Below are 26,434 nucleotides of genomic sequence, written 5' to 3'. Positions count from 1 at the left end.
TCCTGCGGCGGCCGGGCGGCGCGCGCCAGGCCTCGGACGCGGTCTACGCCGACCGGTCAGGCCTCGGACGCGGTCTACGCCGACCGGTCAGGCCTCGGGCGCGGCCTGCGCCGATGTGTCGGGCCACACCCCGATGTGGTCCTGTTCCAGCTCGAGCGCCACCCGGTCCCGCATCTGCAACGCCTCCGTGTACTCGGTGGGAAGCTGCAGCCGCCCCGCGCGGTCGAGCATCGCGTACTCGCGGGCCACCACCGACTCCTCACCGGTCGCCGCGTCCACCTGGGTGCGCCGCAGTACCTCCGTCGAGGTGCGCCCGTCGCGGATCGCCACCGTCCGCCGTACCTCGCTCGCGACGGCCTGGTCATGGGTGACGATCACGATGGTGGTGCCCAGTTCCTCGTTGGCGGTGCGGAAGGCGCCGAAGATCTGCTCGGCGGTGTGCGAGTCGAGTTCGCCCGTCGGTTCGTCCGCCAGCAGCACCGACGGTTCGTTGGCGAGGGCGACCGCGATCGCCACCCGCTGCTGCTCGCCGCCGGACATCTGCCGGGGCCTGCGGTCGCGGCAGTGTGCCACACCGAGCAGGGTCAGCAGCCGCTCCGCCCGCTCGGCCTTCTTGCGGGACCGGCCGCGCAGTTGCATCGGCAGCGCCACGTTCTGTACGGCGGTGAGATACGGCAGCAGGTTGCGCGCCGTCTGCTGCCAGACGAAGCCGACCACATCACGCCGGTAGCGCAGCCGCGCTCCGGCGTCCATGGTGAGCAGATCGCGGCCGGCGACGGACGCGGCGCCCGCCGTCGGGACGTCCAGCCCCGCCAGGATGTTCATCAGCGTCGACTTGCCACTGCCGGAAGCGCCGACCAGAGCCATCAACTCGCCATCGGCGACCAGCAGATCGAGCCCCTGGAGGGCCTGCACCTCGACCCCGTCGGTGCTGAAGATCCGTACCAATCGGTCGCAGGCGATCAGCGCGTCATGGCCGTACTGCGGCCTGCCGCGACGTGCCGTCGCCCGGCGTTCCAGCTCGGCGAGCGTCGTACCGGGAGTGGTTCCGGTGGACGGTGTGTCGGAGGTGGTTCCTGTCATCGCGCGTCTCCTGCCCTGAGTTCGGTGATCGATCCCCTGCGCCCGGACCACCAGGCCTGTACCGCGGCGACCCCGGCGGCGAGCAGCACGACGCCCAGGGTGGGCAGCGCCAGGGACCACGGATCCGCCCGCAGTTGGGCTTCGCCGCCGGGGGCCAGCGTGCTGGTGGTGGCCAGCGCGAGGCCGGTCAGGTCGATTCCGGGGGCCAGCAGGCGTACCGCCACCCAGCCGGTGAGCGCGCCGCCGGCTGCCGCGAGCACCGCTTGGGGCAGTGCCTCAAGGACAAGCAGTCTGCGGCCCTGTCCGCGGGCGAGCCCCATGGTGCGCAACCTGGCCAGCAGGGCCGTCCGCTCCGGAGCCGTCCGCAACAGGGAAAGCAGCAGCGCCAGCAGCGCGTACCCGGCCCCTGCCATGACCCCCACCCGGTAGATCCGCCCGGCGCCCCGCTGCATGGGCGAGTCGGCGTACTTCGCTCGCTCCTCACCGCGCGCCAGCAGGCCGGCGTCGGCGCCGCGCACCAACGCCCGCAGCGCTCCGGCGTCGGACGGGGGACCGGTGATCATCAGCGTGGTGGGGTCCGTCCTGCCGAGCCCCGCCGCGTTCACCACGATGAAGTCGGAGCCGGGCAGCACCGGCGTGAGGCGGTCCACCGAGGCGATCCGCAGCGGGATGTCGTATCCGGCGATCTTGAGCGTCCGGGACCCGGTGCCGAGCCGGTCGGCGACATCCGGCGAGACGATCGCGGGCAGCGGGTCCGAGTGGGCCGGCCGTTTCAACCGGTCGGCCGGGAACGCCCCGAGTCCGGTGCTGCGGGCGAGTTCCGCATACGAATCCGGGTCGACGCCCAGCACCGGCACGGCTTGCCCGGAGTCCGGCATCACCACGTCGTCCTCGATACGGACCGGCGCCACCGACCGCACCCCGGGCACGGCCGCGGCCTTCTTCGCCAGGCCGGCGGGCAGCGCGCCCGCTCCCGTCACCCGAAAGTCCCCGCCGGTCGACAACAGGGCCGCCCGGTCGCGGGCATGAGCGATCCCGGCCAGCACCGAGCCACCGAAGGCCGCGGTGCTCAGCGCGGTCAGCAGGGCGAGCAGCGGTAGCACGCCGCCCGCGGACGAGCGGCCCGCGCGGGCCAGCCACAGAAAGCCGACGGTGCCGCGCAGCCGGCTCGCAGGCCCGGCCAGCAGGCGCAAGGGGAACGGGTAGAGACGCACGAGTACCAGCGCCGCGATGACCCCGAGCAGTACCGGGGCCGCGCTCACCAGCTCGCCGCCACCCGCTGTGCCGCGTCGGCGCAGCGCCACCACCGCGCTCACCGCAAGCACCAGCACGGTGAGTTCGGCGACCGTACGCCGTCCGGACGGGCGGCTGCGGACGATGTCCTCGCGCGCGCCGTTCATCCGAAGTCTGCGGTGCGTGGCCACGGCGCGGACCGGCAGCGCCAGGCAGGCGACCACGGCCACCGCCAGCGCGCCCCACAGCCCGGGCCACCACCGGCCGTGCGGCACCGTCACGACCGCCAGACCCAGGCCGAGCGCGGCCGAGGGCAGCGCCACCACCACGGTCTCGGCGAGCAGCCGGCCACCGATGCCGCGCAGCGAACCGCCGCGGGAACGCAGCAGTGACAGTTCGGCCCGCCGGCGCGCGGTGGCCAGCCCGCCCGCCATCAGCAGCACCACGGCGGCCACGGTCGCCGTGCCGAAGGCAGCCACCACCACCACCGGGCTGATGGCGTCGCGCGTCACCGTGTAGTCATGGAAAATCTCGTCGAGATCGGTGACGACCACCCCCTCCTGGCCGATGACCGTGCGCAGCCGCACCAGTCCGGGGCCACCCTCGATGGAGCCGACCGCGGAAAGGGCCGCGGGCAGCCGGGGCGTGGTGAGACGAGTGGAGGCGGGGGCCAGGTGCCAGTAGACCTCCGGATTCCCCTCGGTCATCTGCAGGACGGGCGCCGCCTGCGGAGCGAGCAGCAGACCGCCGAGCCAGTAGTGGGGCGGGTTCGGCACCTTGGACGGCACCCGGGCCAGCTGCGGGGTGCGCAGCACGGAGTCCACCGACCAGTAACTTCCCGTCGGTCGCAGCGGTTCGACGATGCCGGTGATCAGGAAGCCGACCGAACCGCGCTGCACACCCTTGACGTGCACCACCGAACCGACCTTGATGTGCAGCTTCTCGGCCGTCTCCGGCGTGACGGCTGCTTCCACGTCCTGGGTGGTCCTGGACACCTGGCCCTCCGACGACGGCAGCCGTCCATGGACCACCCTGGCGTGCGAGGCGAGGGCGGACTGGCTGGAGACGGAGACCTTCGCGGCCAGCCCTTCGGGACGCGGAAGCCAGTCGTCCAGGGTCGTCACCGCCTTGGCGGTGCGGACTCCGTACGACGACTGTGGGCGGTCGAAGGTCAGTTCTCGCGGTATCTGTGCCAGCACCAACCGGGTGACCACGCTGAGCTGGGCGGGGCGCAACGCCTTGTCCTGGTCGGTGGGGCCGAGCTCCCTCGACGGCCGGGTGGTCACCTGCACCGCGCTGCGGTCGGGGCGGGCCGAGGCCACCGCATAGCGCAGCCCTTGGTCCTCGTAGGTGTCCACACCGCGTGGGAAGGCGGCCGCCAGAGCGGCGGTGAACAGCACCAGCACGGCGAGCGCGGCGGCCGCGCCGGGCGTGGTGCGCAGCCGGGTACGGACCCATGGGGCAACAGCCGGGGTACGCATCTCAGTTGCCTCCCTGGTGGCGCAGTGTCGATACGTGGTCGGCGCGGCGCAGTGCGATGGCGGCGACGATCAGCAGGGGCACGGCCGCGATACCGGCGAGCAACAGAGCGATCCGGCCGGCCGGCAGCTCCACCAGGACCCGCGGAACCGGCTGCGCCGCCTGCCCGGTCAGCACGATCAGCGGCACCACCGCCCTGGTCAGCAGCACGCCGAACACCGCGCCCACCAGTAGGGCGACGGCGATCAGGACGCTCTGCTCCGTAGCGATCAGCCGGGCCAGCCGGCGGCGCGGAGCGCCCAGTGCGCGCAGGACCGCGAACTCCTCCGAGCGCTCCCGCAGCGAACCCGCCGCACCCACGGCGAAGCCGACTGCCGCGAGGGCGGCGGCGGCCACCGCTGCCGCCGCGAGCGCTGCCTGCGGACCTGCTCCCAGCGGATCGTTCACCAGCTGGCCGGCGATGTCCTCGCGGGCCACGATCTGATCGGCGTCGAGGTCGGGCCGGTCCCGTAGGGCGGCCGCGACTTGCTTCTGCTTGCCCGGCTCGGTGGACAGCCACCACTCAGCGGGCGAGACAGGGCTGATGACGTTGTCGGGAGCGGCGGTGAGCAGTTGGTTCGCCGCCCGCAGATCGATCAGCAGCGCGCCGCCCCAGTTGTCGTCGGAGCCCGCATCGCCGGAGCCGCTGTCGCCGGAGCCGGTGTCGTCGGAGCCGGAGTCTGCGCCCGGACCGGTCGTCGGCAGTTCGCGTACCGCTCCGACGATTCTCGTCTTGACCGTCCGGCCGCCCAGCGGCACGTCCACCGTGTCCCCGACCCGCGCTGAGGCTGCCCGCAGGAACTGGTCCGTCGCGACGGCACGGAGCGCGGCGGGGTGGCTGCTGAGTGCGGTGAGCCGCACGGTGACCACGGGGACCTGCCCGTAAAGGTCGTCCGGGTCGGCGATGGCCCCCGTCGGATAGGTGACGGAGACCGGGCCTCCCGCGGAGCCGGCGGCCGCGAGTCTGAGTGAGGGTTCCGGCAACGCGAGCCCCGCGACGGTCCGCAGCCCCGACCAGTGGCTGCTTTCCGGCAGTGCGACCGGCTGTTCCCTGCCGTCCGGGTGCGCGGCACGCAGCCCTTCGAGGGAGAGCCGGTGGGTCTCCGCGGTGAACGGCTGGGTCAGATCGGTCTCCACACCGGTCAGCGCCACCGGACCGGCCGGTGTGCCATTCGGTGCGTCGGCCTCCTTCCGCAGGTCCAGTGTGAGGGTGTGGGGGCGGCCGTCGGCCGGCAGATCGCCGATCCGGAACTGGTACGGGATCCCATAGCGGTCCTCGACCAGGGCGGTCACCGCGCTGCTCACAGCGGCGGGCGAGGCGCCGTGCGGGGCGCCCTCCGATGTGAGCCGCAGCCGGAGTCTCAGCTGCCCGGTGCCGGCGGGCAGCAGGACGCCGGTCCTCCTGGTGTCGGCGGGTGCGATGCTCTCGAGCAGCGCGGCCGGTGACGTGTCGGCGAGATCGTCCCTGAGCTGCAGGTGGTCGGGGACATGGCGGCTGTCCAGTGCGAGCACCGTCGCTTCCCGGTTACCGGACAGCGTCATGGCGGAGCGGGCGGCGGGGGCGACATCGCGCACCCCGGACAGCCCGCTGTAGGCGCCTGCTTGGCCGAATACGCTGGTACGGGATCCGAGTATCCGGATCGGGGCCCCCGACCGGAAGTCCGCCCGGTCCGCCTGCGACCGGTCCCACGACGCGCTCTGGCCCACCGCCAGGATGCCCATCGACACGGCGAGGACGAGCAGCAGCACCGGCCCCGCGTTGCGGGTGGGACGGCGGCTGAACTGCCAGCCCGCAAGGGCCGTTGACAGCCCGCGGCCGCCGGCCGCGCGGCGCTCGGCCAGCTTCGCCACGGGCGGCAGCAGCCGCAGCGTCAGCACCGTGCCGGCGAGCAAAGCCAGCGCCGGCGCCGCCACCAGCAGCGGGTCGATTCCGAGTTTGCCGTGCGTGTCGCTGCCGAGTGCTCCGCTGCCCGAGGTCTGCCGGTCCAGCTGCCAGTAGGCGACCCCGGCGATGACCAGGAGGCCGACATCGGCACCGGCCCGTACCGGCGCGGGCAGCGCCCTGGGCCGGTTCCGCCGGGGCAGGCCGGACGCGCGGGACGGTGCGAGCGCCGGAACGATCACAGCGGCCGCGCATCCCAGTGCCATGGCGGCCGACACCAGCCAGACCGTCCGGCTGGCGCCCGTGTCGAGATGCAGCCCGATCCGGGCCAGGGCGCCCTGCCCGGACAGCAGCCGGGTCAGCGGACCGGCGAGCAGCGGTCCGCACACCGCGGCGGGCACCGCGAGCAGCAGCGCCTCCAGCGCGGCGAGTGCGGCGATCCGCAGCCGGGACCCGCCCCGGGCCCGCAGCAGCTCCGTCTCGCCGGACCGCTCGGAGCTGAGCAGCCCGGCCACCAGCAGCAGCGCGTAACCGGCGAGCAGCACCAGTTGCAGAGCGACGATCAACAGCGAGGAGCGGGCCACCAGGAGGGCGCGGTCGGCCCGGTCGAGGACGGCGGGCAGCGAGGTGGCGGCGGTGCCTTGACCGCTGAGCACCGGTTCCTTCATCAGCTTCGCCGGGCCGCTCTTCGCCGCCGAGCGCAGGGCACCGATCCGGTCGGTGGTGATGCCGCGGTAGTCGGCGGACGCCAGCCAGGCCGTATCGCCGGGGGTGACGTGCCCGGCGGCGAGTACGGCCGGATCGGTGAGCAGCGGACCGTAGGTGGTGAAGTTGACCGTCCGCACCCCGCGACCGCCCACCTGGTCCAGTTGCCAATACGGATCGGTGCGGTCGGCGGGGCGGTACACGCCGGTGATCAGGACGGTCACCCGCTCGGAGGTGTGCAGCCGGTCGCCCAGCGTGAGTTTCCGGCTGGTCCTCAGTTTCAGTTGTTTCGCGGCGGTTTCGGGCAGTGCGACCTCCACCGGACCGCCGCCGGCGGAGGCGTGCGGCCAGCTTCCCGAGGAGAGCCGTACCCGCGAACGGTCGATCGCGGCGAACAGGGTGAGGTCCGGGTCTCCGGCCCGGGCTGCGGACGTCTGGAGGCTGCGCGGCAGTGCGTAGGGCCCCGAAGAGGACAGCCGCCGCACGGTGACCGGCAAGCCGTCGAAAGTCTGCCGCGCATGCTCGCGCACGACGGGGTCCGCCGCCTCGGCCCTGCCCGGCTGCAACTGTGCGTGGACGACCATCGCCGCGGATGCGGAGCTCTGGGCGGCCAGGGTGCGGCGCAGCCCGGCGTCGCCGATGGAACCTGAGAACGCGGTGAGAGTGGCGAGGACCGAGGTGGTCAGCAGCACGGCCAGCAGCGCCGCGGTGAGCAGCAGCCGATGCGCCCGCACCCGCAGAAAAACGAACCCCGTCACTCATCCCCCCGACCCACGCCCCCGAACGTCTTTCCGGATGCTGGCAGAGGATGGTGGTTTCTGAAACGGTTCGCCCGGGCACCTTCACTGGATTGTGACCGGAATACGGGGACGGAGTACCGGATTCCGCAGAGAGGGCGGGCCCGGTCGCTCAGCCTTCGGTGTTCACCATGGAAGCCGCGGCGTAGGTGAGGTACTTCCAGAGCTCCCGCTCGTGTTCCTCGGCGAGCCCTATTTCGTCCAGGGCGGCCCGCATGTGCTGCAGCCAGGCGTCATGGGCGGCACGGTTCACCTGGAACGGCGCGTGCCGCATCCGCAGGCGGGGATGGCCGCGGTTGTCGCTGTAGGTGCGGGGGCCGCCCCAGTACTGGATCAGGAACAGCGTGAGCCGCTCCTCGGCAGGGCCGAGATCCTCCTCCGGGTACATCGGCCGCAGCTCGGGATCCCCGGCGACGCCCTGGTAGAAGTGGTGGACCAGGCGCCGGAAGGTCTCCTCGCCGCCGACCTGCTCGTAGAAGGTCTGCTCCTGAAGCGTGCCGCGCGGAATCTCTGTCACTCGTCCATGGTCTCAGACGTCACGCCACAGAACCGGGGCCCCGGCTGATCTGCTTGCCCGAGCATCGCTCGCCTCTCGAGCGGGCACGCCGCACAGTGGGGATATGGGCGCAGAACACGGCGCGGACATGGGCGCAGAGCAGGAATTGCGGGCCGCGCTGGTGCGGGAGATCGCGGAGAGCGGCGCCCTGGCGGACCCGGCCTGGCGAGCGGCGTTCGCCGAGGTGCCGCGGCATCTCTTCGTGCCGTACTTCTTTGCCGGCGGCTTCCCCGAACCCGAGCGGCTGTGGGGCGAGGATTCGGACCCGGAGCGGCGCGCGCGCTGGCTGAAACGTGTGTACACCGATGAGGCACTGGCCACCCGGATGCGGGACGGTGAACTGATCTCGTCCAGCAGCCAGCCGTCGCTGATGGCGCGGATGCTGCACAGACTCGATGTGCGGGACGGGGACGCCGTGCTGGAGATCGGCACGGGCAGCGGCTACAACGCGGCACTGCTGGCCCATCGGCTCGGAGACGCCCGGGTCACCACCGTCGACCTCGACCCCGAGATCACCGAGTCGGCCCGCCGGCACCTGCGGGCCGCCGGGTACGCGCCCGCGGTGGTCACCGGGGACGGCGCCGGGGGCTGCCCGGGGCGCGGCCCGTTCGACGCGATCATCGCGACCTGCGAGCTGCCCTCCGTACCGCGGGCCTGGCTCGCGCAGTGCCGGCCGGGGGCCCGCATTCTGGCGCCCCTGTCGACCGGGCTGATCCTGCTCCGGGTGCGGGACGCGGAGCACGCCGAGGGGCGGTTTCTGCGCACGCCCGCCTACTTCGTGCCGCTGCGAGGGGGGTCGGCACAGGAGGCCACCCCGCAGGCCGAAGGGCTGCCCGGCAGTGCGGGCGAGGACGACCTCTTCCGCTTTCTGCTCACCCTGACCGGGGGCAGCCTGCAGCCGGCGGACGCACTCTCCCTCTGGGAGCGCGCGGGGCGACCGCAGAGGGAGAGATACGGCATCACGCTGAGCGACGGGCGCGAGTGGGCCTGGCTGGACGACCCCGACGGGCCGTGGGGCTGGCCGCTGGGACCACAGAGCGGGTCTTAGTCCCGGTGGATCCTGATGGTGGTCCAGGCGCCGACGTGGACCCGGTCGCCCGGTTCGAGCTGAACCGGCACGTAGGGCTGGATCGGGTCCTCGGCACCGTTGACCGTGGTGCCGTTGGTCGAGTTCTGGTCCACCACGGCCCAGGAACCGTCGGGCTGCTGGACCAGCACCGCATGCTGATGCGAGACGCCCGGGTCCTCGGGCGGCACCGACAGATCGATGTCGGGGGACTCGCCGGTGGAATGCCGGCGGCGCCCGATGGTGATCTGGTTCCCGGTGAGCGGAAGCTGCTGCTCGGGGGAGTAGGCGGGCAGGTTCAGGCCGGTGGCCTCGGGCCCGCTGCGCTGCATCATGGCCATGAAGTACTCACGGTCGGGGCCGACGGTGAGCGACCAGTTCCCGGGCCCCTGGGACTGCTGCGGCACGGGCGGCCGCTGTTGCTGAGGAGGCTGCGGAGCTTGCTGCGGTGCCTGCTGCTGGGGCTGTTGCCCGCCCTGCGACGGTGGGGGCAGCAGCCAGTCGTCGGGGCCCGGCTGTGGCGGCTGAGGCTGCTGGGGAGCCTGCGGTGCACGCGGTGGCTGTGCGAACGACGGGGGCTGGGCGAAGGACGGCGGCTGGGCGAACGACGGCGGCGGAGGCCCGGACTGCTGCTGATACGGCGACGGCGGGGGCGGGCCCTGTCGACTCGACGGGTCGTTCGTCAGCGGTTCGGCAGGACGGTTCATCTGCGAGGGCCGAGAGCTCTGGTAGTCGAACGAGTCCGGCGGCCGCGGCTGCTGGGACTGGAAGTCCGGCGGCAGGTGGGGGGCCACCGGCGTGTACGACGTCGCGGTGTTGGTGAGGAAGTTCCAGCGGCACTCCTCGCAGAACGGCGCTCCGGCCTCCCGGGGGGTGCGGCACTGCGGGCAGAGCTCCGCCTGGGCGGTGGGCTCCGGCGGGTAACCGTAACCGGCGGCAGGATGAAGATTCTGCTGGGCCGGGGCCTGGGGCTGCTGCGGTGGGGGCTGCTGCTGGGGGGCTCCGCCACCGGTGTACGCCGGGGGCGGTGGGGGAGGCGGCGGCACGGCGCCCATGCGATGGCCGCAGACCTCGCACCAGTCGTCGGAACCCGACTGGTGTCCGTTCGGGCAGGTCGGCATGGAGTCGCTTCCCCCTCTCCTCATCCGGCCCGAAGGCCGCAAAACGTTACTTCTGTTGCTTTTGGTTACTTCTTGACACGAACTGTCTTCGTGGAGCGCGTTTCGAGGGTCATCTCGTCCGCCTCCGCGACCTTTGCCTTCAGTCGCACAGTACCTGCCACCTCGTCGACGACGTCCACCACCTTTGCCAGCAGCTTCGCAGTGTCCTCGTTCCCGGAGGCCGCCGCCAGCTGTACCGCACGGCCGAGCTTCGCGGTCGCACCATCCAGATTGCCCGACTTGCGGGCATCCAATCCTTGTTGGATGGCTTGCGCCAGTTCGGCCTGTCCGGTGTAGTGCGCGACCTGCGGATTGATGGAGGTGGACGCCACCATGTCGTCCGTCCACACCGCACGCACCAGCCCCTGCGACAACGTCTGCGGGGTACCCCCGGACGGATCGGTCCCGGACGGCTGGGGGAGGACCAGCGAGACCCGGGCGGCGAGCATCTCCTGACCGATGCCGGCCTCCGGCACCTGCACGCAGATGTGGTAGTCGCGGGACTCGTCACCCCACGAGCCGGTCGGGTAGTCCCCGGCCCGCGGCCCGGCTTCGGTGCGCCGGTCCGTCAACTGCTCGACCCGGGGCGCCACTTGCTTGACGAACTTGATCTGTACGCCGACCGGCGTCCACAGTCGCAGCGAGACGTCCGCGACCTCCTTGCCCATCGCGTGCTCCATCATCCGCGTGAAGTCGGCGGCCAGGCCCGCCGGATCGGCCACGATGTCGGCCGTGCCCAGCAGCGCCGAGGCGATGCCGGTGACCTCCTTGACCTCCCAGTCGGTGCCGACGCCGCGGGCATCACAGGTGAACCGGCCGGCAGCGGCATCGATGGCGGCCCGCAGGTCCTCCGGCGACTCGTGTTCGTTGCGGCCGTCGGTGAGCAGGATCCCGTGCCGTATCACCTGCTCGCCGAGGGGGCTGCCGACCGTGTTCAGCAGCCGGTCGGTGAGCCGGAGCCAGGTGCCGATCGCGGTACCACCGCCCGCGCTCAGCCTGCGCAGCGCCTCCTTGGCCCGGTCGCGGGTCTGCGGATCGGCGATGGCCAGGCCGCCGTTGCCCGGGTAGACGTCCTTCGCCACATGGGTACCCGCGACCACCGAGAAGGCGGTGCCGTCCCGCAGGGCGTCGATGGCCGCGGCCGTCGCGTCGCGTGCGTTGCGCATCTTCGTCGGCGGATAGTCCATCGAGCCGGAACAGTCCACCATGAGCACCACGGCGGCACCGGCCGTCCCGCGGGTGGCGGGCGGCGTGGTCAGCTCGGTGAGCGTGCCCCCGCTGGTGCCGCCGCCGGTCGAGGTGACCGTCACGATGGCGTTGACCTCGCGCCCGCCCTCCGGCAGGAACTCGTTCTGATAGACGTCGACGGAGAATTGCGGCACGGCCGATTTGGAGAAGTTGGCCATCGGGGCGGCTCCTTGAGGGCACGGCTACGGGTACACGGAACCGGCCTGCGGACAGGGATCTGCGGACAGGGATCTGCGGATGCCGAATCTGTGGATCCGGGATCCGCGGATACGGATATAGCGGGCTTCACGCCTCCTTGTAGCCGGATCCTGCCCCTTGTCGCGGCACCAGGAACGGCAGAACGGCCACTGTTACGTTGTCGTGGCCCCCGCCGTCGAGCGCATGACCGACGAGCACCTGCGCGCAGTGCAGCGGTCGGGCGCCCGCGTCGGTGGTGACGACCCGGGCCATCTCCTCGGCCGATTCCGCGTAGTTCCACAGCCCGTCCGAGCAGACCACCACCACGCCGGGGCGGTCCGGTTTGAACGATGCGGTGTGCGGCTCCAGTTCGTACGCGTCGGCGCCGAGCCACCCGGTGATGGCATGGGCGCGCTCGTCCGCGTACGCCTGCGCCTCGCTCAGCAGGCCGGTCGCGACCATCTGCGCGGCCCAGGAGTCGTCCTCGGTGAGCCGTGAGGGCTGCGCGCTGCGGTCGTCGGGCACCCAGTAGACACGGCTGTCGCCGACCCAGCCGACGATCAGGAGACCCCCTGTCACGATGGAGGCGACCAGGGTGCAGGCGGGGGCGTTCTGATGCCGGTGCGGCTCGTGCTCCACGGCAGGCGGGGGCTCCGCGGCAAGGACGTTGACCGCCTCCGACGCGGCGACGATCGCGTCGTGCAGCGCCTGCTGCGGGTGGGTGCCCCGGGGGAGCGAGACCTGCAGCGCCGTATTGGCGGCGCTCGCAGCCGCCGCCGATGCCTCGTCGGGGCGGGTCGCCGATGACACACCGTCACAGACCACGGCGACCACGGCGGGTGAACCGTCGGGCAGGGCAACCGAGGAGACCGCGAAGGCGTCCTCATTGCGGTGGTGGCGCAGCCCCCGGTCGCTGACCGCGGCCACCGCGTCCAGCTGCTGCTCCATGTGGTCGCGCTCGCGCGGCTGGGCGTGCCCGCAGTTCTCGCAGTAACCGTCGTCGTCGATACGGCCGGTACGGCAGGCCACACAAACCTTTTCGCCCTCCGCCGCAGCGGTGGCGGGGACCGCCGGGGTACGCGGGTCGGGGGCGGGCAGCGGATAGTCGTCCGGCGCGGGCGGGTCGTCGCGCCGGACCTGCGGCGGCAGTTCGCCGCCGTCCGATGCGGTGCCCGGCACATCGGCCGCGGACTGTACGGGTGCCGGGTTGCCGGCGCTGTCCTTGGTGGGGGCGGCAGGCCACCCGGCCGTTCCCTTCCCCGCCTCGGCCGCGCCCGGTCGGCCGGCGCCCGCCTCGACGGCGCTCGCCTCCGCCTCCGCCTGCGCGACGGTGGTGGGCCGGGTGTCCGGCGGGCCGGGCACGGCCGACAGGTCGTACCCGCACGCGCCGCAGAACAAGTCGCCGGGTTCCAGCGGCTCCTCGCAGCTGGGGCAGGCAGCCCACTGGTTCATCTGGGACATCAACTCACACCCACGTCCGGGGGCGGAGACGGTTGGCCCGCTCCACCAGTTCGATCCTCTCCTCGCCACGCTGGGCGAGCCGGGCAAGTACCCGGAAAGAGCGTTCCAGGCCGAAGCGCAGGCCCCGCTCGTCGAGTGGACTGCCGAGCAGGGTGGTGGACTCCACCACCTGGCCGCCCCGGCCCCCGGAGAGTATCCAGTCGAGAGCCGTGCCCAGCACTTCGGTGACGAGCTGCTCCCGGCGTACGGCATCGAGACCGAACCCCTGGAGCGCCGTCACCTGGTTCGCCGCCGCCACCAGGTCGTCCAGCAGGGCATCGGTTGCGACACGCCGACGCAGCCTTGCCCGTACGGTGGCCACCCGGGCCGCCGTGTAGTGGATCGACGCCTCGGGCACCGACTCCAGCGTACGGACGGCGCCGCTGCGATCACCCGCCGCCAGCTGCACCCGCGCCAGGCCGAACGCGGCGCTGACGAAGCTCGGGTCCGTGGCCCACACCAGGTGGTAGTAGGCGGCCGCGTTGTCCAACTGGCCGAGCACCTCGGCGCAGACGCCGAGCGCCAGCTTGGGTGCGGGCTCGCCGGGAAACGCGTCGTAGATCGCGTCGAAGGAGAGCGCGGCCGTCTCGCGGTCACCGGTGACCAGCGCCGCCAGACCGCGGTACCAGACGACCCGCCAGTCGTCCGGGTGGCGCGCCTCCAGGGCCTGGATCAGCTCCACCGCGGTGTACGCGTCCTGGTTGTCCAGCCGGGCCCGTACCTGACGCAGCCTGCGCTCCAGCGAATCGCCGGGGGCGGCCTCCAGCGCGGCGATCACTTCGCTCGGCGCCGACACCAGCAGCCCGGCCAGGAAACCGGCGTCGGGGTCGTTCGGATCGACCAGCGGCACGGGGAGCGCCAGTGCGGTGGCGGATGCGTCGAGACCTGCCAGGAACGGCCGGTGCGGCGCGGTCTGCGGTGCGGCCGGCGGCGCCGTGGGCACCGGCGGCCGCTGCGCCGGAATTCCGGGTACGGTGGCGCGGCGCCGCGACGGCAGCGCGCGCATCCCGAGCACCGACACATCGCCCACCGGTTCGGCGAACAGCTCGGTGTCGGTGACCCGCACCTCGGGCCCGAACAGCGTCGAGAGCGCGGGCCGCGGCCGCCCCGTCTGCAGCGACACGGCCTCCCGCAGTACGCCGGTGAGCTGCTCGGCCATCTCCGCGGCCGAGGCGAACCTGCGTGCGGGGTCCGGGTCGGTCGCCCTGACCAGCAGCCGGTAGAAGGACTCGTACGTCCGGAAGACCTCGATGTGGTCCGGGTCGGGAAGGCTGTCCACGAACACGTTCGTGTAGCCCTGGAAGTCGAAGGTCAGCACCGCCAGGGTGCGTGCCACCGTGTAGAGGTCGGAGGCGATCGACGGGCCCACCTCGGCGACCTCGGGCGCCTGGTAGCCGACCGTGCCGTAGATGGCCGACTCGTCGTCGTCCATCCTGCGCACCGCGCCCATGTCGATCAGCTTCAGCTGGTCCTGCTGCTGGATCGCGTTGTCGACCTTGAAGTCGCAGTACAGCACGTTGCGGCTGTGCAGGTGGCCGAGCGCCTCCAGGGCCTCGATCCCGTACGCACAGGCCTGCTCGACCGGCAGCGGATCGCGCTTCCCGCCCCTGCCGCGCCGTTCGTTGGCGATCTCCTTGAGCGACTTTCCCCCGACGTACTCCATGACGATGTAGCCGTCCATGGAACCGGTGCGCTGGTCGAGGTGCTCGACGAAGTTGTAGATCCGCACGATGTTCGCGTGCTCGATCTCGGCGAGGAAACGCCGCTCCGAGATCGCGGCGGCCATCGCGTCCTGATCACCGGTGTCCAGCAGGCCCTTGAGCACCACCCAGCGGTCCGAGACGGCGCGGTCGACGGCCAGATAGACCCAGCCGAGGCCGCCGTGCGCCAGGCAGCCCATCACCTCGTACTGGCCGTGCACGATGTCGCCGGTGCCCAGCTTCGGCACGAAGGAGTACGGGTGGCCGCACTTGGTGCAGAATCCTTCCGTCCTGCCCGGCCTGTCGCCCCGTGAGCGGCCCACCTGGGCGCCGCAGTCGGAGCGGGAACAGAACCGCTTCCGCTCCGGCACCTCCGGATGCTCCATCACCGCGGAGCGCGGATCGGGGCGCGGCACATCAGGGACGGTGACCAGGCCGGCGCCGAGCCGGCTGCGGGCCGAAGAACTCGCCGGAGCCCCGGAGCTGCGCACCGACACGGAACGGGCGGAGGCCCCGCCGGACAGCGCACGCGACAGCCGCCCGGACACCGAGCGGCGCGAGGTCGACGACCGGGACGAGGAGCGCCCGGAGGCGCGGGACGACGAGCCCGGGCTACTGCGCGCGGAGGAACTGTCACCGCCGCGGCCCGCCCGGGTGAGCCCGGTCGGCGGCGAACCCAGCATGCTCGTGGAGGACACCACCGGCGCCAGGCCGCAGACACCGCAGTAGAGCTCGCCGCCGCCCATGTCCTCGTAGCTGCCCTCGCAGCCGGGCCGCTGGCACTTCTGCTGGTCGCTCATACTGCTTCCCTCACGCGTTCCCCCTGTGGTCGGCCGGCCCGGACTGCCTCGGGGCCAGGACCTCCGCCGCCGCCCGCTGGTAGCGCAGCACCGCCTGTTCGGCGACGCGCAGATCGCACGGTGCGCTCCACAGCATTCTGCGGGCCGCGTCGTACCGCTCGATCAGCAGCGGATCCTCGGCCATCCCGTGCCGGGCGACCTTCGCCTTGTACGCGTCCAGCCTGCCGCGCAGTTCCGCGCGGACCGCGAGCGGTGCGGTGACCGCCGACAACGACTCGCGGGCGCGCAGCAGTTCGTCGTCCGCCTCCCGCTCCAACGACTCCAGGAGCGGAGACAGCCGGTGCCACTGTGCATGCCTGCGGTATTCGGCTGCCGCGCGTAACTGCTCCCGCAGCACCGTCGAGGGGCCGCTCACCGCGGGCACCTCCGATGCGGCGATCTTCGCGAGGACCTCGCCGCGCGCCGATCTGGCCTCGGTGAGCGTGCGGTCGGCGCGCGACAGCACGTCCCGCAGCCGCAGCAGCCGCTGCTCGGCGTCCTGCCGCACCGTGAGCACCGCTTCGATCTCGCGCCTGATGTCGTCGAGAGCGCGGGCCGCCCGGTCGTAGCGCTCGGTGTCGGCGCGGCCGCCCCCGGGAGCCGAACTGCCCTGTGCGGGGCGCCAGTAGGCCAACGGGTCGGATATCACCTCCGCGCGCAGCGCCGTCAGCTCGTCGGTGATCTCCGCGAGCTCGTCACCCGCCGGGTGCTCGCCCGGCCGTACGCCGACGGAGTGCGCCAGTGAGCGGGTGCGGGCCAACTCGGCGGCGAGCAGGTCTATCCGGGCGGGGAGCGCGGACCACACCGAGTCGGAGGCGACGATCATGTCCAGGGACTGCGCGTACAGCTCGTTTATCCGGGTCACCAGCTCACCGAGCGAGACATGCTCGGCGAGCCTGGCCGGTCCGGTGACCGAGGACGCGGGCCCGGTGGGTGCGGAGTGGGTGGCGGCACCGGCAAGGGTGACGCCCCGGTCGCGCAGTACGTCGGTGAGCTCGGCCAGGTCCTCCCGGCTGGGCCAGCGCCTGCGCGCCCGCAACTCGCGGGCCTCGTGCAACGCCGCCGTGTAGGCGTCGAAGTACGCCCAGAGCACGGTGATGCGCTGCTCGGTGGCCGCCCAGCGGTCCTTGGTGAGACCGGTCAGCTCGGCGCCCTCGAGGAGCCTTCGGCCGGCGTGGTCCTGCAGGGCGAGGAGCGAGGTCTCGATCGCCTCGTGCTCCGCGCCGAGCCGCGCCAGTGCCCGGTCCACCTCGTCCCGGTCCATCGCCGGTCCGGGGGACCTGTCGGGCCCCTCCGGACCGGGCACGGAACCCGCGACGCCCATCGATCACCTCTCCGCTCGGATCCTGCCTTGCCCCTCCGGGCCCTGCCCTGTTCGACCCTGCTCTGAACACCCCGCCTAGCGGTACTTGGGCGGGGGCGGACCCGATATCCCCTTCATGTCGGCTGCCAGCCACTCGTTGTACGCCTGCATCCAGGGGCTGTCGGCGCCGCCCCTGCGGTAGTCGACGAGCACCTGGTTGATCCGGCGCACCAGATCGTCGTGGCCCAGCTTGGTCGCGACGCCGTAGTACTCGGTGGTGAACGGCTCGCCCTTGAGGGCGACTGCCGGGTCCTGCGCCGCCTGGCCCGCGGCCAGTGCGTTGTCCGTCACCACCGCGTCGACCAGGCCCAGCTGGATCCGCACCAGGCAGTCCAGCTGGTTGGGCACCGTGCGCTGCTCGGTCGGCGTGTCGGCGAAGATCGCGCCGAACGACTTCTGCTTCAGCGCGTCGTACGCCGTGGAGCCGGTGGCCGTGCAGACCCGCTTGCCCCTGAGCGTGTCGTTGTACCCGGTGATCGTGGAGTCCTTCGGTGCCAGCACCTGCTGTCCCGCCTGGAAGTAGGCGGTGGAGAAGGCCACCTGACTGATCCGCGCACAGTTGATCGTCATGGTCCGCACCACGATGTCGACCTTGTCGTTCTGCAGTGCTTCGATCCGCTGATTGGTCGGGATGGCACGGTAGGTGACCTTGTCGGGATCGCCCAGGATGTTCTTCGCTATGGCACGCACCAGGTCAATGTCGAAGCCCTCCAGCGTGCCGCTCGCCGGATCGCGGTAGCCCCAGCGGTAACTGTTCTGGTCGACACCGACGACGAGGCGGCCGGCCTTCTTGATCCTGTCGATGGTCGGACCGCCGGCACTGGACGGCTGCAGACTCGCTTCCGGGTCCTTGCAGGTGTCGGCCTTCACGGGCGACGCCGTCACCACCCCCTGGCCGGTCGGCTGCCCGAAGTCCTCCGGGCCGGCCGCGCCCAGGGAGAGCGGGACCAGCGTCGCCGTCGCCGTCAGCACGCAGGCCGCTGCCATCCCGGTGACACCGCCCCAGCCACGCGGCACGCTGCGCCTCCTCACCCGGCGCCCCTGCATACGGTGACGCCTCCTCATCGGTACTCCGAAAGCCTGCGGCTCACACCCAGCCCGGCGGCCGCGGCACCCAGCACCGCCAGCACCGCGGCGCCCACCGGCAGTCCGGCCAGCGCGCCGCGCCCGTCCGATGCGGCGCTGGTGAACTCGATCTGTTCATGGGCGAGTGCCTGCTCCAGCGCCTTGTCCACCTGATCGAAGCACTGGCCGGTGGAGTCCGTCCTGCCGATGACCTGTTTCAGCGCGTCCTCGTAGTCTCCGCTGTCATCGGTGCGCCGGGCGGTGGCGTGCCGGCCCTTCCAGACCTTGACGTCCGTGACCGCGGCCCGCACCGGCTTGCTGCCCGCCTTGTCATCGGCAAGGCTCACCGCCTTGTCGAGTCCGCTGACCAGGGACGCCATCTCCTGTGAGTAGGCGAACTCGTACTGGTCGTGCTTGCCGTCCTTGGTCAGCACGGCGCCGCGTGCGACCAGGGTGAGGTTCTCGTCGGAACGGGCCTTGAGCGAGCTGATCCGGGCGTCGTTGAGCACCTTGAGTGATTCCTGGCCGTGTGCCCTGGAGGTGTGCAGGTCGGCGCCCGCGACCAGATGCCCGGTGACCATCCACAACAGCACCACGGCGGAGGCGACCGAGGCAGCCAGCAGGCCGTGGTTGAACACCCGGTTGGTGCGCAGGAAGTTCCGCCGCTGCAGGTAGATCAGCCCCGCCAGCGCCAGCACACCCGCCGCGGTCCCGAAGTAGGGCCAGGCGGCGGCGGAGTCGTAGTCGTCGTACAGCCGGCCGGTCTCCGCCTCGTAGAGCTTTTCGGCGGCCGGCAGCAGCTCCGTGTTCATCTGCTGGTTGGCATACCGGAGATAGGCGCCGCCGAGCGGCAGTCCCTGCCGGTTGGTGGCCCGGGCGCGCTCGATCAGGCCGGTGTAGCGGGGGAGCTGCTCGTTGATCTGAGATATCTGCCGACCGGAGTCGGTCGAACTGTCCGTGTTGGCTGCGGCTTTCACCAGCAGCCGGGACGCCGTGGCGATGTCTTCGTCGTACCGGGCACGCACATCGGCGGGCTCCTGGGTCCCGGCGAGGAAGCCGCCGGCCGCCGCCGTGTCCGCGTCGGCCAGCGAGCGGTAGATGTTCGCCGCGTCCGCGCTGAGCGGCTGGCTGTGGTTCACCACATCATCGGCAGCCGCCGCACGGTTGGAGATCTCGAGTGCCGTCACCGCTCCGAAGGTCACCACCAGCGCGGCCACCAGCGAACCGATGACCCACAGCCGGCCCGGCTCGGTCCTCGCCGCGGCGCGGAGCCGCTTCCGGGACGGGGGCCGGCCGCTGCCGGGCGCCGGCGGGTGCGCGGACGGCGACGGCGCGGGCGCAGGGGGCTGCGCAGGCGGTGGAGCCTGCGTCGTGCCCCCGATCGACGGCTGTACCACTTGACCTCCCCCTCGGTCGCGGACCCGTGGTCACGGACGGTGTCCCGTCTCCCGCGGCGTCGGGGGACGAGTGCCCGGCCAGCAGTATGGCCGCAGGGAGCTGCCTTCACACCGGGATTGGCTGGATCCTGATCAACCCGTCGCCCGCCTCCCCGCTGTGTCCCCACCATGAATACGTGATCGCGATCATTTCGGTTCCCATTCCGGCCGTACCGATCTCCGGTTCACCCGCAGGGGCAACGGCTTGTCGCGCCGTCAGGCCTGCGACGGGCGTCAGGCCTACGTCGGGCGTCAGGCACGGGTCGCGCCGTCAGGCATACTGCGACCGAACCCGGGCCCGCGCCTCCGCGGGCGCCCCCACCCGGTCGAGCCCCAGCAGGGCGGCGCCGAGCACCGGCGACTCGGTCACCACCCGTGGCACCGCCTTCGGCGCGCGCTCGGCCAGCAGCCGGCCGATGTGGTCGTCCAACTGGGGGTGACGGGCGGCCAGTACGCTGCCGCCCAGCAGTACGGGTGTCTCCTCACCCAGCAGACCGAGCCGCCCGAGCGCCACCGTGGCCAGCGAGACGACCTCCTCGGCCTGCCGCTCGACCAGCGAGCGCGCCGTCGCGTCACCGGCCGCCGCGGTGGCGAACAGCACCGGTGCCAGTTCGTGCTTGCGCCGGGCCGGCAGCCGGCCCAGGTGCAGCGCCTCGATCAGGGCGTACATCGTCGGCAGCCCGAAATGCGCGGGCAGCGTCCGTGCCAGCGCGGTCGGGCCGCCCCGCCCGTCCTCGGCCCGCGCCGCATGCCACAACGCCTCCTCGGCCAGCCCCCCGCCACCGCCCCAATCACCCGAGATCCGGCCGATCGCCGGGAAGCGGGCGGTGCGCCCGTCAGGTGTCATGCCGACACAGTTGATGCCGGCGCCGCACACCACGGCCACCCCGCGCGGCTCGTCCACCCCCGCCCGCAGAATCGCGAAGGTGTCGTTGCGCACCTCGACCGAACGGCCCCAGTGACGGGCCCGTATCGCGACGGCCAACTCCTGCTCCTCGACGGGCAGATCGGCGTTGGCCAGGCAGGCGGACACGAAGCCGGCGAACGGCTCGTCCGCTGCGCGGCCCGCCGCCCGCGCCGCCTGGTCGACCGCCACGGCCAGCACGTCCACCGCGGCGTCGACCCCCACCACCGGCGGCTGGAAGCCGCCGGCCCGGCCCCTTCCCAGGACGGTGCCGTCCGCCGCGATGACGGCCACGTCCGTCTTGCTGTTGCCGGCGTCGATCGCCAGCACACTTGCCGTCACGCCCACGCCAGGTGCTCCCGGTTGTGCGCGAGGAGCTTGTCCGTCAGCTCATCGGCGTATGCGTACTGCCCGATCAGTGGGTGGGCGAGCAACGCCCGGAAGACCCGGTCGCGGCCACCGCGCAGCGCTGCTTCCAGGGCCAGGTCCTCGTACGCCGTGACGTTGGCGATCAGCCCGGCGTAGAGCGGGTCGATGGCCGGCACCGCGAGCGGAGTCGCGCCGCTGCCGTCCACGGTGGCCTGGACCTCGATCACCGCGTCGTCGGGGAGGAACGGCAGCGTGCCGTTGTTGTAGGCGTTCACCACCTGGTAGCGAGAACCTCCCGCCCGTCTCCCCCCGCCACCCTTGCCCGAGGGCCCTTCGGGGCCGCCCCTGCCTCCTCCGAGCAGCGACGACGCCAGGTCCACCGCCGCCTCCGAGTAGAAGGCCCCGCCCCGCTGGGCGAGCAGCGCGGGCTTCTCGTCCAGCTTCGGGTCCCCGTACATCGCCAGTAGTTCCTTCTCCATCGCGGCGACCTCGGCCGCCCGCGACGGCTTGCCGCCCAGCTCCCGCACGACCTCGTCGTGCGCGTAGAAGTACCGCAGGTAGTACGAGGGCACCACACCAAGACGGTCCAGGACCGAGCGCGGCAGGTGCAGATCGTCCGCGATGGCGTCACCGTGCTCGGCGAGCAGCTTCGGCAGCATGTCCGTGCTCTCGGGGCCACCGATGCGCACGCCCAGCTCCCAGCTGAGGTGGTTGAGGCCCACGTGGTCGAGGAACACGTCGGACGGCGCGACATCGAGGCGCGCGGCGAACTTCCGCTGGAAGCCGATGGCGACGTTGCACAGCCCGACGGCCTTGTGCCCGGCCTGCAGCAGCGCCCGGGTGACGATGCCGACGGGGTTGGTGAAGTCGATGATCCAGGCGTTCGGGTTGGTGCGCCGGACCCGTTCGGCGATGTCCAGCACCACCGGCACCGTACGCAGCGCCTTGGCGAGGCCGCCGGCCCCCGTCGTCTCCTGTCCGACGCAGCCGCACTCCAGCGGCCAGGTCTCGTCCTGCAGCCGGGCCGCCTGTCCGCCGACCCGCAGCTGGAGCAGTACGGCGTCGGCGTCGGCGATGCCCGCGTCCAGGTCCGAGGTCGTGGTGATGACGCCCGGGTGGCCCTGCTTGGCGAAGATCCGCCGGGCCAGGCCGCCCACCAGCCCGAGACGGTCGGCCGCGGGGTCGACGAGTACCAGTTCGCTGATCGGCAGCGTGTCCCGCAACCGGGCGAAGCCGTCGATGAGTTCGGGCGTGTAGGTGGACCCGCCCCCCACTACTGCGAGCTTCATGTCAGCTACCCCTTCACTCCGGTCAGTGTGACGCCCTCGACAAAGGCCTTCTGCGCGAAGAAGAAGACGAGGATCACAGGGGCCATGACCAGTACGGTCGCGGCCATGGTCAGGTTCCAGTCGGTGTGGTGCGCACCCTTGAAGGACTCCAGGCCGTAGGAGAGTGTCCAGGCCGCCGGGTTCTCCGAGGTGTAGATCTGCGGTCCGAAGTAGTCGTTCCAGGCGTAGAAGAACTGGAAGAGCGCGACGGCCGCGATGCCCGGTTTGGCCATCGGGACGATGACCCTGATCAGCGTGCGGAATTCGCCGCAGCCGTCGACCCGGGCGGAGTCGATGTACTCGTTGGGGATGGTCAGCAGGAACTGCCGCAGCAGGAAGATGGAGAACGCGTCGCCGAAGGCCATCGGGATGATCAGCGGCCAGAGCGTGCCGGAGAGGTCCAGCTGCTTCGCCCAGAAGAGATACATCGGGATGATCACGACCTGCGGCGGCAGCATCATCATCGAGATGACGAGCATCAGCGACAGATGCCGGCCGCGGAAGCGGAACTTGGCGAGCGCGTAGGCCACCGGTAGGGAGGACACCACGGTCAGTACGGTGCCGAGACCGGCGTACAGCAGGGTGTTGCGCCACCAGGTGAGGAACCCGGGGGTGTCGAAGACCTTGCGGTAGTTGGACCACTCGAAGGTGTGCGGCCACAGATCCCGGGTGAGGGTCTGCTGGTCGCTCATCAGTGAGGTGAGGACCACGAACACGAACGGCAGCACGAAGAAGAGCGCGGCGGCCACCCCCAGGGCGTGCACCGCGATCCAGTGCAGCAGGGCGCTGCGGCGCGCCGTCCGCCGGGCTTCGGTCACGTCGTCCGGTCGCGGCGAGGGCCGGTCGACGGTCCGGGTGAGCTGGGTCATGACGTCAGTCACCTGCCTGTACGAGTCCGCTGCGACGCCGCATCAGGAGGGCGGTGAAGGCCATGGCGAGGGCGAAGAGGACCAGCGCGACCACGCAGGCGGACCCGTAGTCGAAGCGCTGGAAGCCGAGCGTGTAGACGAGCTGCGGCAGGGTCAGCGTGGACTTGTCGGGGAAGCCGGGCTGGAACTGCTGGCCGCTGCCACCGATGATGCCCGATGCGACCTTCCCGGCCACCAGCGGCTGGGTGTAGTACTGCATCGCCTGAATGATCCCGGTGACCACCGCGAACATCACGATCGGTGAGATGTTCGGCAGCGTCACGAACCGGAAGCGCTGCACCGCGGACGCCCCGTCCAGTTCGGCCGCCTCGTACTGCTCCTTCGGTACGTCCAGCAGCGCGGCCATGAAGATCACCATCAGGTCACCGATGCCCCAGACCGCGAGCATGGTCAGTGCCGGCTTGGACCAGCTCGCGTCGGTGAACCAGCCGGGCGTCGGCAGGCCGATGTCGCCGATGATCGAATTGACCGGACCGGTACCGGGGTTGAGCAGAAAGACGAAGGCGAGGGTGGCCGCGACCGGGGGCGCCAGATAGGGCAGGTAGAACAGGGTCCGGAAGACCCCGGCACCGGTCTTGATCCTGGTGATCAGCAGCCCGATGCCGAGACCGAAGACCACCCGGCAGGCGACCATCACGATCACCAGCCAGAGGGTATTGCGCATCGCCGGCCAGAAGTCCGGGTAGTTCGCGAAGACGTACGTCCAGTTCTTCAGGCCGTTGAAGACCGGGGCCTTGAAGCCGTCGTACTCGGTGAACGAGAAGTAGACGGTCGAGACCAGCGGGTAGACGAAGAAGACACTGAACCCGATGAGCCACGGCGACATGAAGGCCGCCGTCCGCATCGCCGATCTCCGGCGCTTCGAACTCAGGGTGTAGGTGGCCATGGTGGGGCTACTTCGCCTTCTCGATGTCCGTGTCGATCTGGTCCGCGGTCTTCTGCAGACCCGCCTGCAGATCCTTCGCCTTGCCGGACTCGAAGTCGTAACCGAAGTCCTGCAGGGTCACCTGGTAGGTGCCGCCGTTGACGGAGGCCGGGGTGGTGTTGGACTTCGGGTTCTGCGCGATGTCCAGGAAGGTCTGCAGGCGCGGGTCGAACGTCAGCTTCGGCGACTTGAGCGCGGCCAGCGTGGAGGGGACGTTGTGGATGTCGTTGGCGAAGCCGACCACGGCGTCCGTGTCGGTGGTGATGTACTTGACGAACTCCCAGGCGGCGTTCTGCTTCTTGCTGGTCGACGCGATGCCGACGACGGTGCCGGTGATATAGCCTTTGCCGTAGCTGTCGGCCTGGTCCGCGGGCACCGGCAGCGGCGCGACACCGATGTCCACCTTCGACTTGGCGTCCTCAGCCATGCCGAGCCGCCACTCACCATCGACCTGCATCGCGACCTGGCCGGTCTGGAAGGGGTGCTTGGCGCCCCACTCGTCGCCGAAACCGGACCGGAACTTCTCCAGCTTGGTCAAGCCGCCGAGTTTCTTCACCAGGCCCTGCTGCCAGGTGAACATCTTCGCGAAGGCGGGGTCCTTGGCGACGTCGGACTTGCCGTTCCGGTCGAAGTACGTCGGGCTCCACTGGGCGACCAGGTGCCCGGGGGTGGACTCGTAACCGTGGAACGTCGGCATGAAGCCCAGCTGCTGATACGAGTCGCCCTGCGGCTCGGTGAGCTTGACCGCGTCCTGGTCGAACTCGGTCCAGGTCCTCGGCGGGGAGGTGATCCCGGCCGCTTTGAACGCGTCCTTGTTGTAGTAGAGCGCGTACGCGTCACTGAGCAGCGGCAGGGTGCAGCGCTTGCCGTCGAACTGGGTGTACGCCTGCAGCGGCTTGGTGAACGTCGTGTCGAGGTCGATCTTCGACTTGTCGAGGAACGGCTTGAGATCGGCGAAGGCACCGGACGAGCAGAACTTCCCGACGTTGTCGGTGGTGAACGACGAGACCACGTCGGGGGCGTTCGAACCCCCGGCCCGCAGCGCCTGGTTGATCTTGTCATCGGTCATATTGCCGACGGTCTTGACCGTGATGTTCGGGTGCGCCTTCTCGAAACGGTCGACGTCCGCATGGATCGCCTTCACCTCGCTGGGGGCGCTCCACCCGTGCCAGAAGGTGAGGGTGGTCTTCGCGTTCGGGTCGTCGGTCGCCCCACCGGAGCTCTGGCCGGTACAGGCGGCGGCGAGCAGCAACATGGAGGCAGCGGCGACGGCGGCCGCGGCAGCTCGGCGGTTTCTGGGCATGACGGAATCTCCCTCTGGCGGATCCGGGGCTGTACGGGGCGGTGCGGGGTCGGAGCGAGTGGTGCGGGAGCGGCTCGTGCGCGAGGTCAGTGGGACGAGGTGTCGAAGACCTCGTCGCGGGTGGTGGCGAGGGCGCTCTCCAGCGCGCCGCGCAGTACGGGATGTTCCTGCACGGTGCCGAGCACCAGCCGCGGCCGGGCGGCGGCCAGCTCGGCGAGCTCCCCCTGGACGAGTTCACGCAGCGGTTCCCCGCCGGCCACGATCAGGTCCCCGGACAGCACGAGCAGTTCGGGATCGAGCACCGCGACCAGCGAGGCCAGACCGGTGGCGATCCCGGTGGCGAACACCTCGAGCAGCCGCCGGTACGGCCCGGAGCCGGCCCGCGCGGCCTCGGCGATCAGCGCGCTCGCCACCTCGGCGTGAGAACCGTGCCCGATGTCCTCGATACCGGCCTCGCGGGCCAGCCGGGCCAGCGCCTGGGACCCGGCGAGTTCCTGGAAGCCGCCGGCGTTGGCCTTGGTGACCTGGCGTACCAGTGGCGCACCGGGCACCGGCATGAACCCGACCTCACCGGCGCCGCCGGTGAAGCCGCGGTGCAGCCGGCCGCCGAGGACGACGGCGGAGCCGATGCCCTCCTCGTTCCAGAGCAGTACGAAGTCGTCGTGCCCGCGGGCAGCGCCGAGCCGCTGCTCGGCGACGGCGACCAGATTGACGTCGTTCTCGTACTCGACCGGCATCGGCAGGGCGCCGGCCAGTGCGTCGAGCAGCGTGGGGGAGTGCCATCCGGGCAGGTGCGAGGCGTAGCGGAGCCGCCCGGTGTTCGGGTCGAAGGCGCCCGGCGTGCCCATCACCACCCGCCGCACATCGGCTCGCACCAGACCTGCGGCCTTCACCGCACCGTCGAGGGCGTCCGTCACCTGCCGCACGACACCGGTGCCGCGCCGCCCCGGGGTCGCCAGCCGGAACTCCCCGACGGTCCGCCCGGTGATGTCGGCCACGGCGGCCCGGATGCGCTGCGGGTTCACATCGATCCCGGCCGCGTAGGCGGCCTGCGCGTTGACCGCGTACAACTGCGCGCTGGGTCCGGGGCGGCCCTCGCTGGTGCCGGTGGCCAGCACGAGTCCGGCCGCTTCGAGACGCGCCAGCAGCTGGGAGGCGGTCGGCTTGGAAAGGCCGGTGAGCTTGCCGATCCTGGTGCGGGACAGCGGCCCGTGCTCCAGCAGCAGATCGAGCGCGGCCCGGTCGTTCATCGCTCGTAGCACCCGGGGTGTACCCGGGGTGGCTCCACCGGCCATGTCGCACGCACCTGCCCGTGTCAGGAAGTCACTGTCAGGGAATCCCTATCAGC

At 71.5% G+C, this 26,434-nt stretch carries 18 protein-coding genes; 1 reads left to right on the top strand and 17 read right to left on the bottom strand.

Annotated elements, in window-relative coordinates; all coding sequences use genetic code 11:
* Positions 1-87 precede the first annotated feature (87 nt).
* The 4 genes from AB0M87_RS05395 to AB0M87_RS05380 form a co-directional block, all read right to left on the bottom strand.
* Positions 88-1,083, bottom strand: a complete 996-nt coding sequence (locus AB0M87_RS05395) for an ABC transporter ATP-binding protein (RefSeq protein ID WP_365850325.1) — start codon at positions 1,081-1,083, stop codon at positions 88-90.
* Positions 1,080-3,797 (bottom strand): ABC transporter permease, encoded by a 2,718-nt coding sequence (locus tag AB0M87_RS05390; protein WP_365850323.1) that lies wholly within the window; start codon positions 3,795-3,797, stop codon positions 1,080-1,082. Before AB0M87_RS05390 ends, AB0M87_RS05395 begins: the two co-directional genes overlap by 4 nt.
* A 1-nt stretch (position 3,798) precedes the next feature.
* Positions 3,799-7,179: an ABC transporter permease gene (locus AB0M87_RS05385; protein WP_365850321.1), complete on the bottom strand. Its 3,381-nt coding sequence runs from the start codon at positions 7,177-7,179 to the stop codon at positions 3,799-3,801.
* Positions 7,180-7,330: 151 nt separating this feature from the next.
* Complete coding sequence (locus AB0M87_RS05380; RefSeq protein WP_365850320.1) at positions 7,331-7,735, bottom strand: globin; 405 nt, start codon at positions 7,733-7,735, stop codon at positions 7,331-7,333.
* A 103-nt stretch (positions 7,736-7,838) separates the two neighbouring features.
* On the opposite strand from AB0M87_RS05380, the gene AB0M87_RS05375 reads away from it, so the two are divergent.
* The gene (locus AB0M87_RS05375; RefSeq protein ID WP_365850318.1) at positions 7,839-8,822 is read left to right on the top strand and encodes a methyltransferase domain-containing protein; all 984 of its coding nucleotides are present in this window, start codon (positions 7,839-7,841) and stop codon (positions 8,820-8,822) included.
* On the opposite strand, the gene AB0M87_RS05370 is transcribed toward AB0M87_RS05375, so the two are convergent.
* From AB0M87_RS05370 to AB0M87_RS05310, 13 genes are all read right to left on the bottom strand, one after another.
* Complete coding sequence (locus tag AB0M87_RS05370; RefSeq protein WP_365850316.1) at positions 8,819-9,961, bottom strand: FHA domain-containing protein; 1,143 nt, start codon at positions 9,959-9,961, stop codon at positions 8,819-8,821. The two genes, AB0M87_RS05375 and AB0M87_RS05370, sit on opposite strands and share 4 nt — an antisense overlap.
* Before the next feature lie 65 nt (positions 9,962-10,026).
* Entirely contained in the window at positions 10,027-11,406 is a 1,380-nt protein-coding gene (locus AB0M87_RS05365) for a VWA domain-containing protein (protein WP_365850314.1), read from the bottom strand.
* A gap of 127 nt (positions 11,407-11,533) precedes the next feature.
* On the bottom strand, positions 11,534-12,886 hold the full coding sequence (locus AB0M87_RS05360) for a PP2C family serine/threonine-protein phosphatase (RefSeq protein ID WP_365850313.1): 1,353 nt from the start codon (positions 12,884-12,886) through the stop codon (positions 11,534-11,536).
* A 4-nt stretch (positions 12,887-12,890) separates the two neighbouring features.
* Positions 12,891-15,425 (bottom strand): tetratricopeptide repeat protein, encoded by a 2,535-nt coding sequence (locus AB0M87_RS05355; protein WP_365850311.1) that lies wholly within the window; start codon positions 15,423-15,425, stop codon positions 12,891-12,893.
* 10 nt (positions 15,426-15,435) lie between these two features.
* Positions 15,436-16,788, bottom strand: a complete 1,353-nt coding sequence (locus AB0M87_RS05350) for a hypothetical protein (protein WP_365850308.1) — start codon at positions 16,786-16,788, stop codon at positions 15,436-15,438.
* A gap of 75 nt (positions 16,789-16,863) precedes the next feature.
* Positions 16,864-17,874 (bottom strand): glutamate ABC transporter substrate-binding protein, encoded by a 1,011-nt coding sequence (locus AB0M87_RS05345; protein WP_365850306.1) that lies wholly within the window; start codon positions 17,872-17,874, stop codon positions 16,864-16,866.
* Between the two features lie 14 nt (positions 17,875-17,888).
* Positions 17,889-19,130 (bottom strand): hypothetical protein, encoded by a 1,242-nt coding sequence (locus tag AB0M87_RS05340; protein ID WP_365850951.1) that lies wholly within the window; start codon positions 19,128-19,130, stop codon positions 17,889-17,891.
* Between the two features lie 469 nt (positions 19,131-19,599).
* On the bottom strand, positions 19,600-20,580 hold the full coding sequence (locus tag AB0M87_RS05335) for a BadF/BadG/BcrA/BcrD ATPase family protein (protein ID WP_365850304.1): 981 nt from the start codon (positions 20,578-20,580) through the stop codon (positions 19,600-19,602).
* Positions 20,571-21,890, bottom strand: coding sequence for a 6-phospho-beta-glucosidase (locus AB0M87_RS05330; protein WP_365850302.1), 1,320 nt, complete (start codon positions 21,888-21,890; stop codon positions 20,571-20,573). Before AB0M87_RS05330 ends, AB0M87_RS05335 begins: the two co-directional genes overlap by 10 nt.
* A gap of 5 nt (positions 21,891-21,895) precedes the next feature.
* A complete protein-coding gene (locus AB0M87_RS05325; RefSeq protein WP_365850300.1) occupies positions 21,896-22,798 on the bottom strand; it encodes a carbohydrate ABC transporter permease in 903 nt (300 codons plus the stop codon).
* 4 nt (positions 22,799-22,802) lie between these two features.
* Entirely contained in the window at positions 22,803-23,744 is a 942-nt protein-coding gene (locus tag AB0M87_RS05320; protein WP_365850298.1) for a sugar ABC transporter permease, read from the bottom strand.
* A 7-nt stretch (positions 23,745-23,751) separates the two neighbouring features.
* The gene (locus AB0M87_RS05315) at positions 23,752-25,086 is read right to left on the bottom strand and encodes an ABC transporter substrate-binding protein (RefSeq protein WP_365850297.1); all 1,335 of its coding nucleotides are present in this window, start codon (positions 25,084-25,086) and stop codon (positions 23,752-23,754) included.
* Between the two features lie 86 nt (positions 25,087-25,172).
* Complete coding sequence (locus tag AB0M87_RS05310) at positions 25,173-26,381, bottom strand: ROK family transcriptional regulator (RefSeq protein ID WP_365850296.1); 1,209 nt, start codon at positions 26,379-26,381, stop codon at positions 25,173-25,175.
* Between the last annotated feature and the right edge of the window lie 53 nt (positions 26,382-26,434).

Source organism: Streptomyces sp. NPDC051320, from assembly GCF_040682175.1.
Classification (GTDB): Bacteria; Actinomycetota; Actinomycetes; order Streptomycetales; family Streptomycetaceae; genus Streptomyces.
This window is presented reverse-complemented; position numbering and strand designations above follow the sequence as displayed.

Bases quoted from the DNA above. Each gene is read 5' to 3' on its own strand.
- AB0M87_RS05395 (WP_365850325.1), bottom strand. From the start codon at position 1,083: ATGACAGGAACCACCTCCGACACACCGTCCACCGGAACCACTCCCGGT.
- AB0M87_RS05390 (WP_365850323.1), bottom strand. From the start codon at position 3,797: ATGCGTACCCCGGCTGTTGCCCCATGGGTCCGTACCCGGCTGCGCACC.
- AB0M87_RS05375 (WP_365850318.1), top strand. From the start codon at position 7,839: ATGGGCGCAGAACACGGCGCGGACATGGGCGCAGAGCAGGAATTGCGG.
- AB0M87_RS05370 (WP_365850316.1), bottom strand. From the start codon at position 9,961: ATGCCGACCTGCCCGAACGGACACCAGTCGGGTTCCGACGACTGGTGC.
- AB0M87_RS05365 (WP_365850314.1), bottom strand. From the start codon at position 11,406: ATGGCCAACTTCTCCAAATCGGCCGTGCCGCAATTCTCCGTCGACGTC.
- AB0M87_RS05360 (WP_365850313.1), bottom strand. From the start codon at position 12,886: ATGTCCCAGATGAACCAGTGGGCTGCCTGCCCCAGCTGCGAGGAGCCG.
- AB0M87_RS05355 (WP_365850311.1), bottom strand. From the start codon at position 15,425: ATGAGCGACCAGCAGAAGTGCCAGCGGCCCGGCTGCGAGGGCAGCTAC.
- AB0M87_RS05350 (WP_365850308.1), bottom strand. From the start codon at position 16,788: ATGGGCGTCGCGGGTTCCGTGCCCGGTCCGGAGGGGCCCGACAGGTCC.
- AB0M87_RS05345 (WP_365850306.1), bottom strand. From the start codon at position 17,874: ATGCAGGGGCGCCGGGTGAGGAGGCGCAGCGTGCCGCGTGGCTGGGGC.
- AB0M87_RS05330 (WP_365850302.1), bottom strand. From the start codon at position 21,890: ATGAAGCTCGCAGTAGTGGGGGGCGGGTCCACCTACACGCCCGAACTC.
- AB0M87_RS05325 (WP_365850300.1), bottom strand. From the start codon at position 22,798: ATGACCCAGCTCACCCGGACCGTCGACCGGCCCTCGCCGCGACCGGAC.
- AB0M87_RS05320 (WP_365850298.1), bottom strand. From the start codon at position 23,744: ATGGCCACCTACACCCTGAGTTCGAAGCGCCGGAGATCGGCGATGCGG.
- AB0M87_RS05315 (WP_365850297.1), bottom strand. From the start codon at position 25,086: ATGCCCAGAAACCGCCGAGCTGCCGCGGCCGCCGTCGCCGCTGCCTCC.
- AB0M87_RS05310 (WP_365850296.1), bottom strand. From the start codon at position 26,381: ATGGCCGGTGGAGCCACCCCGGGTACACCCCGGGTGCTACGAGCGATG.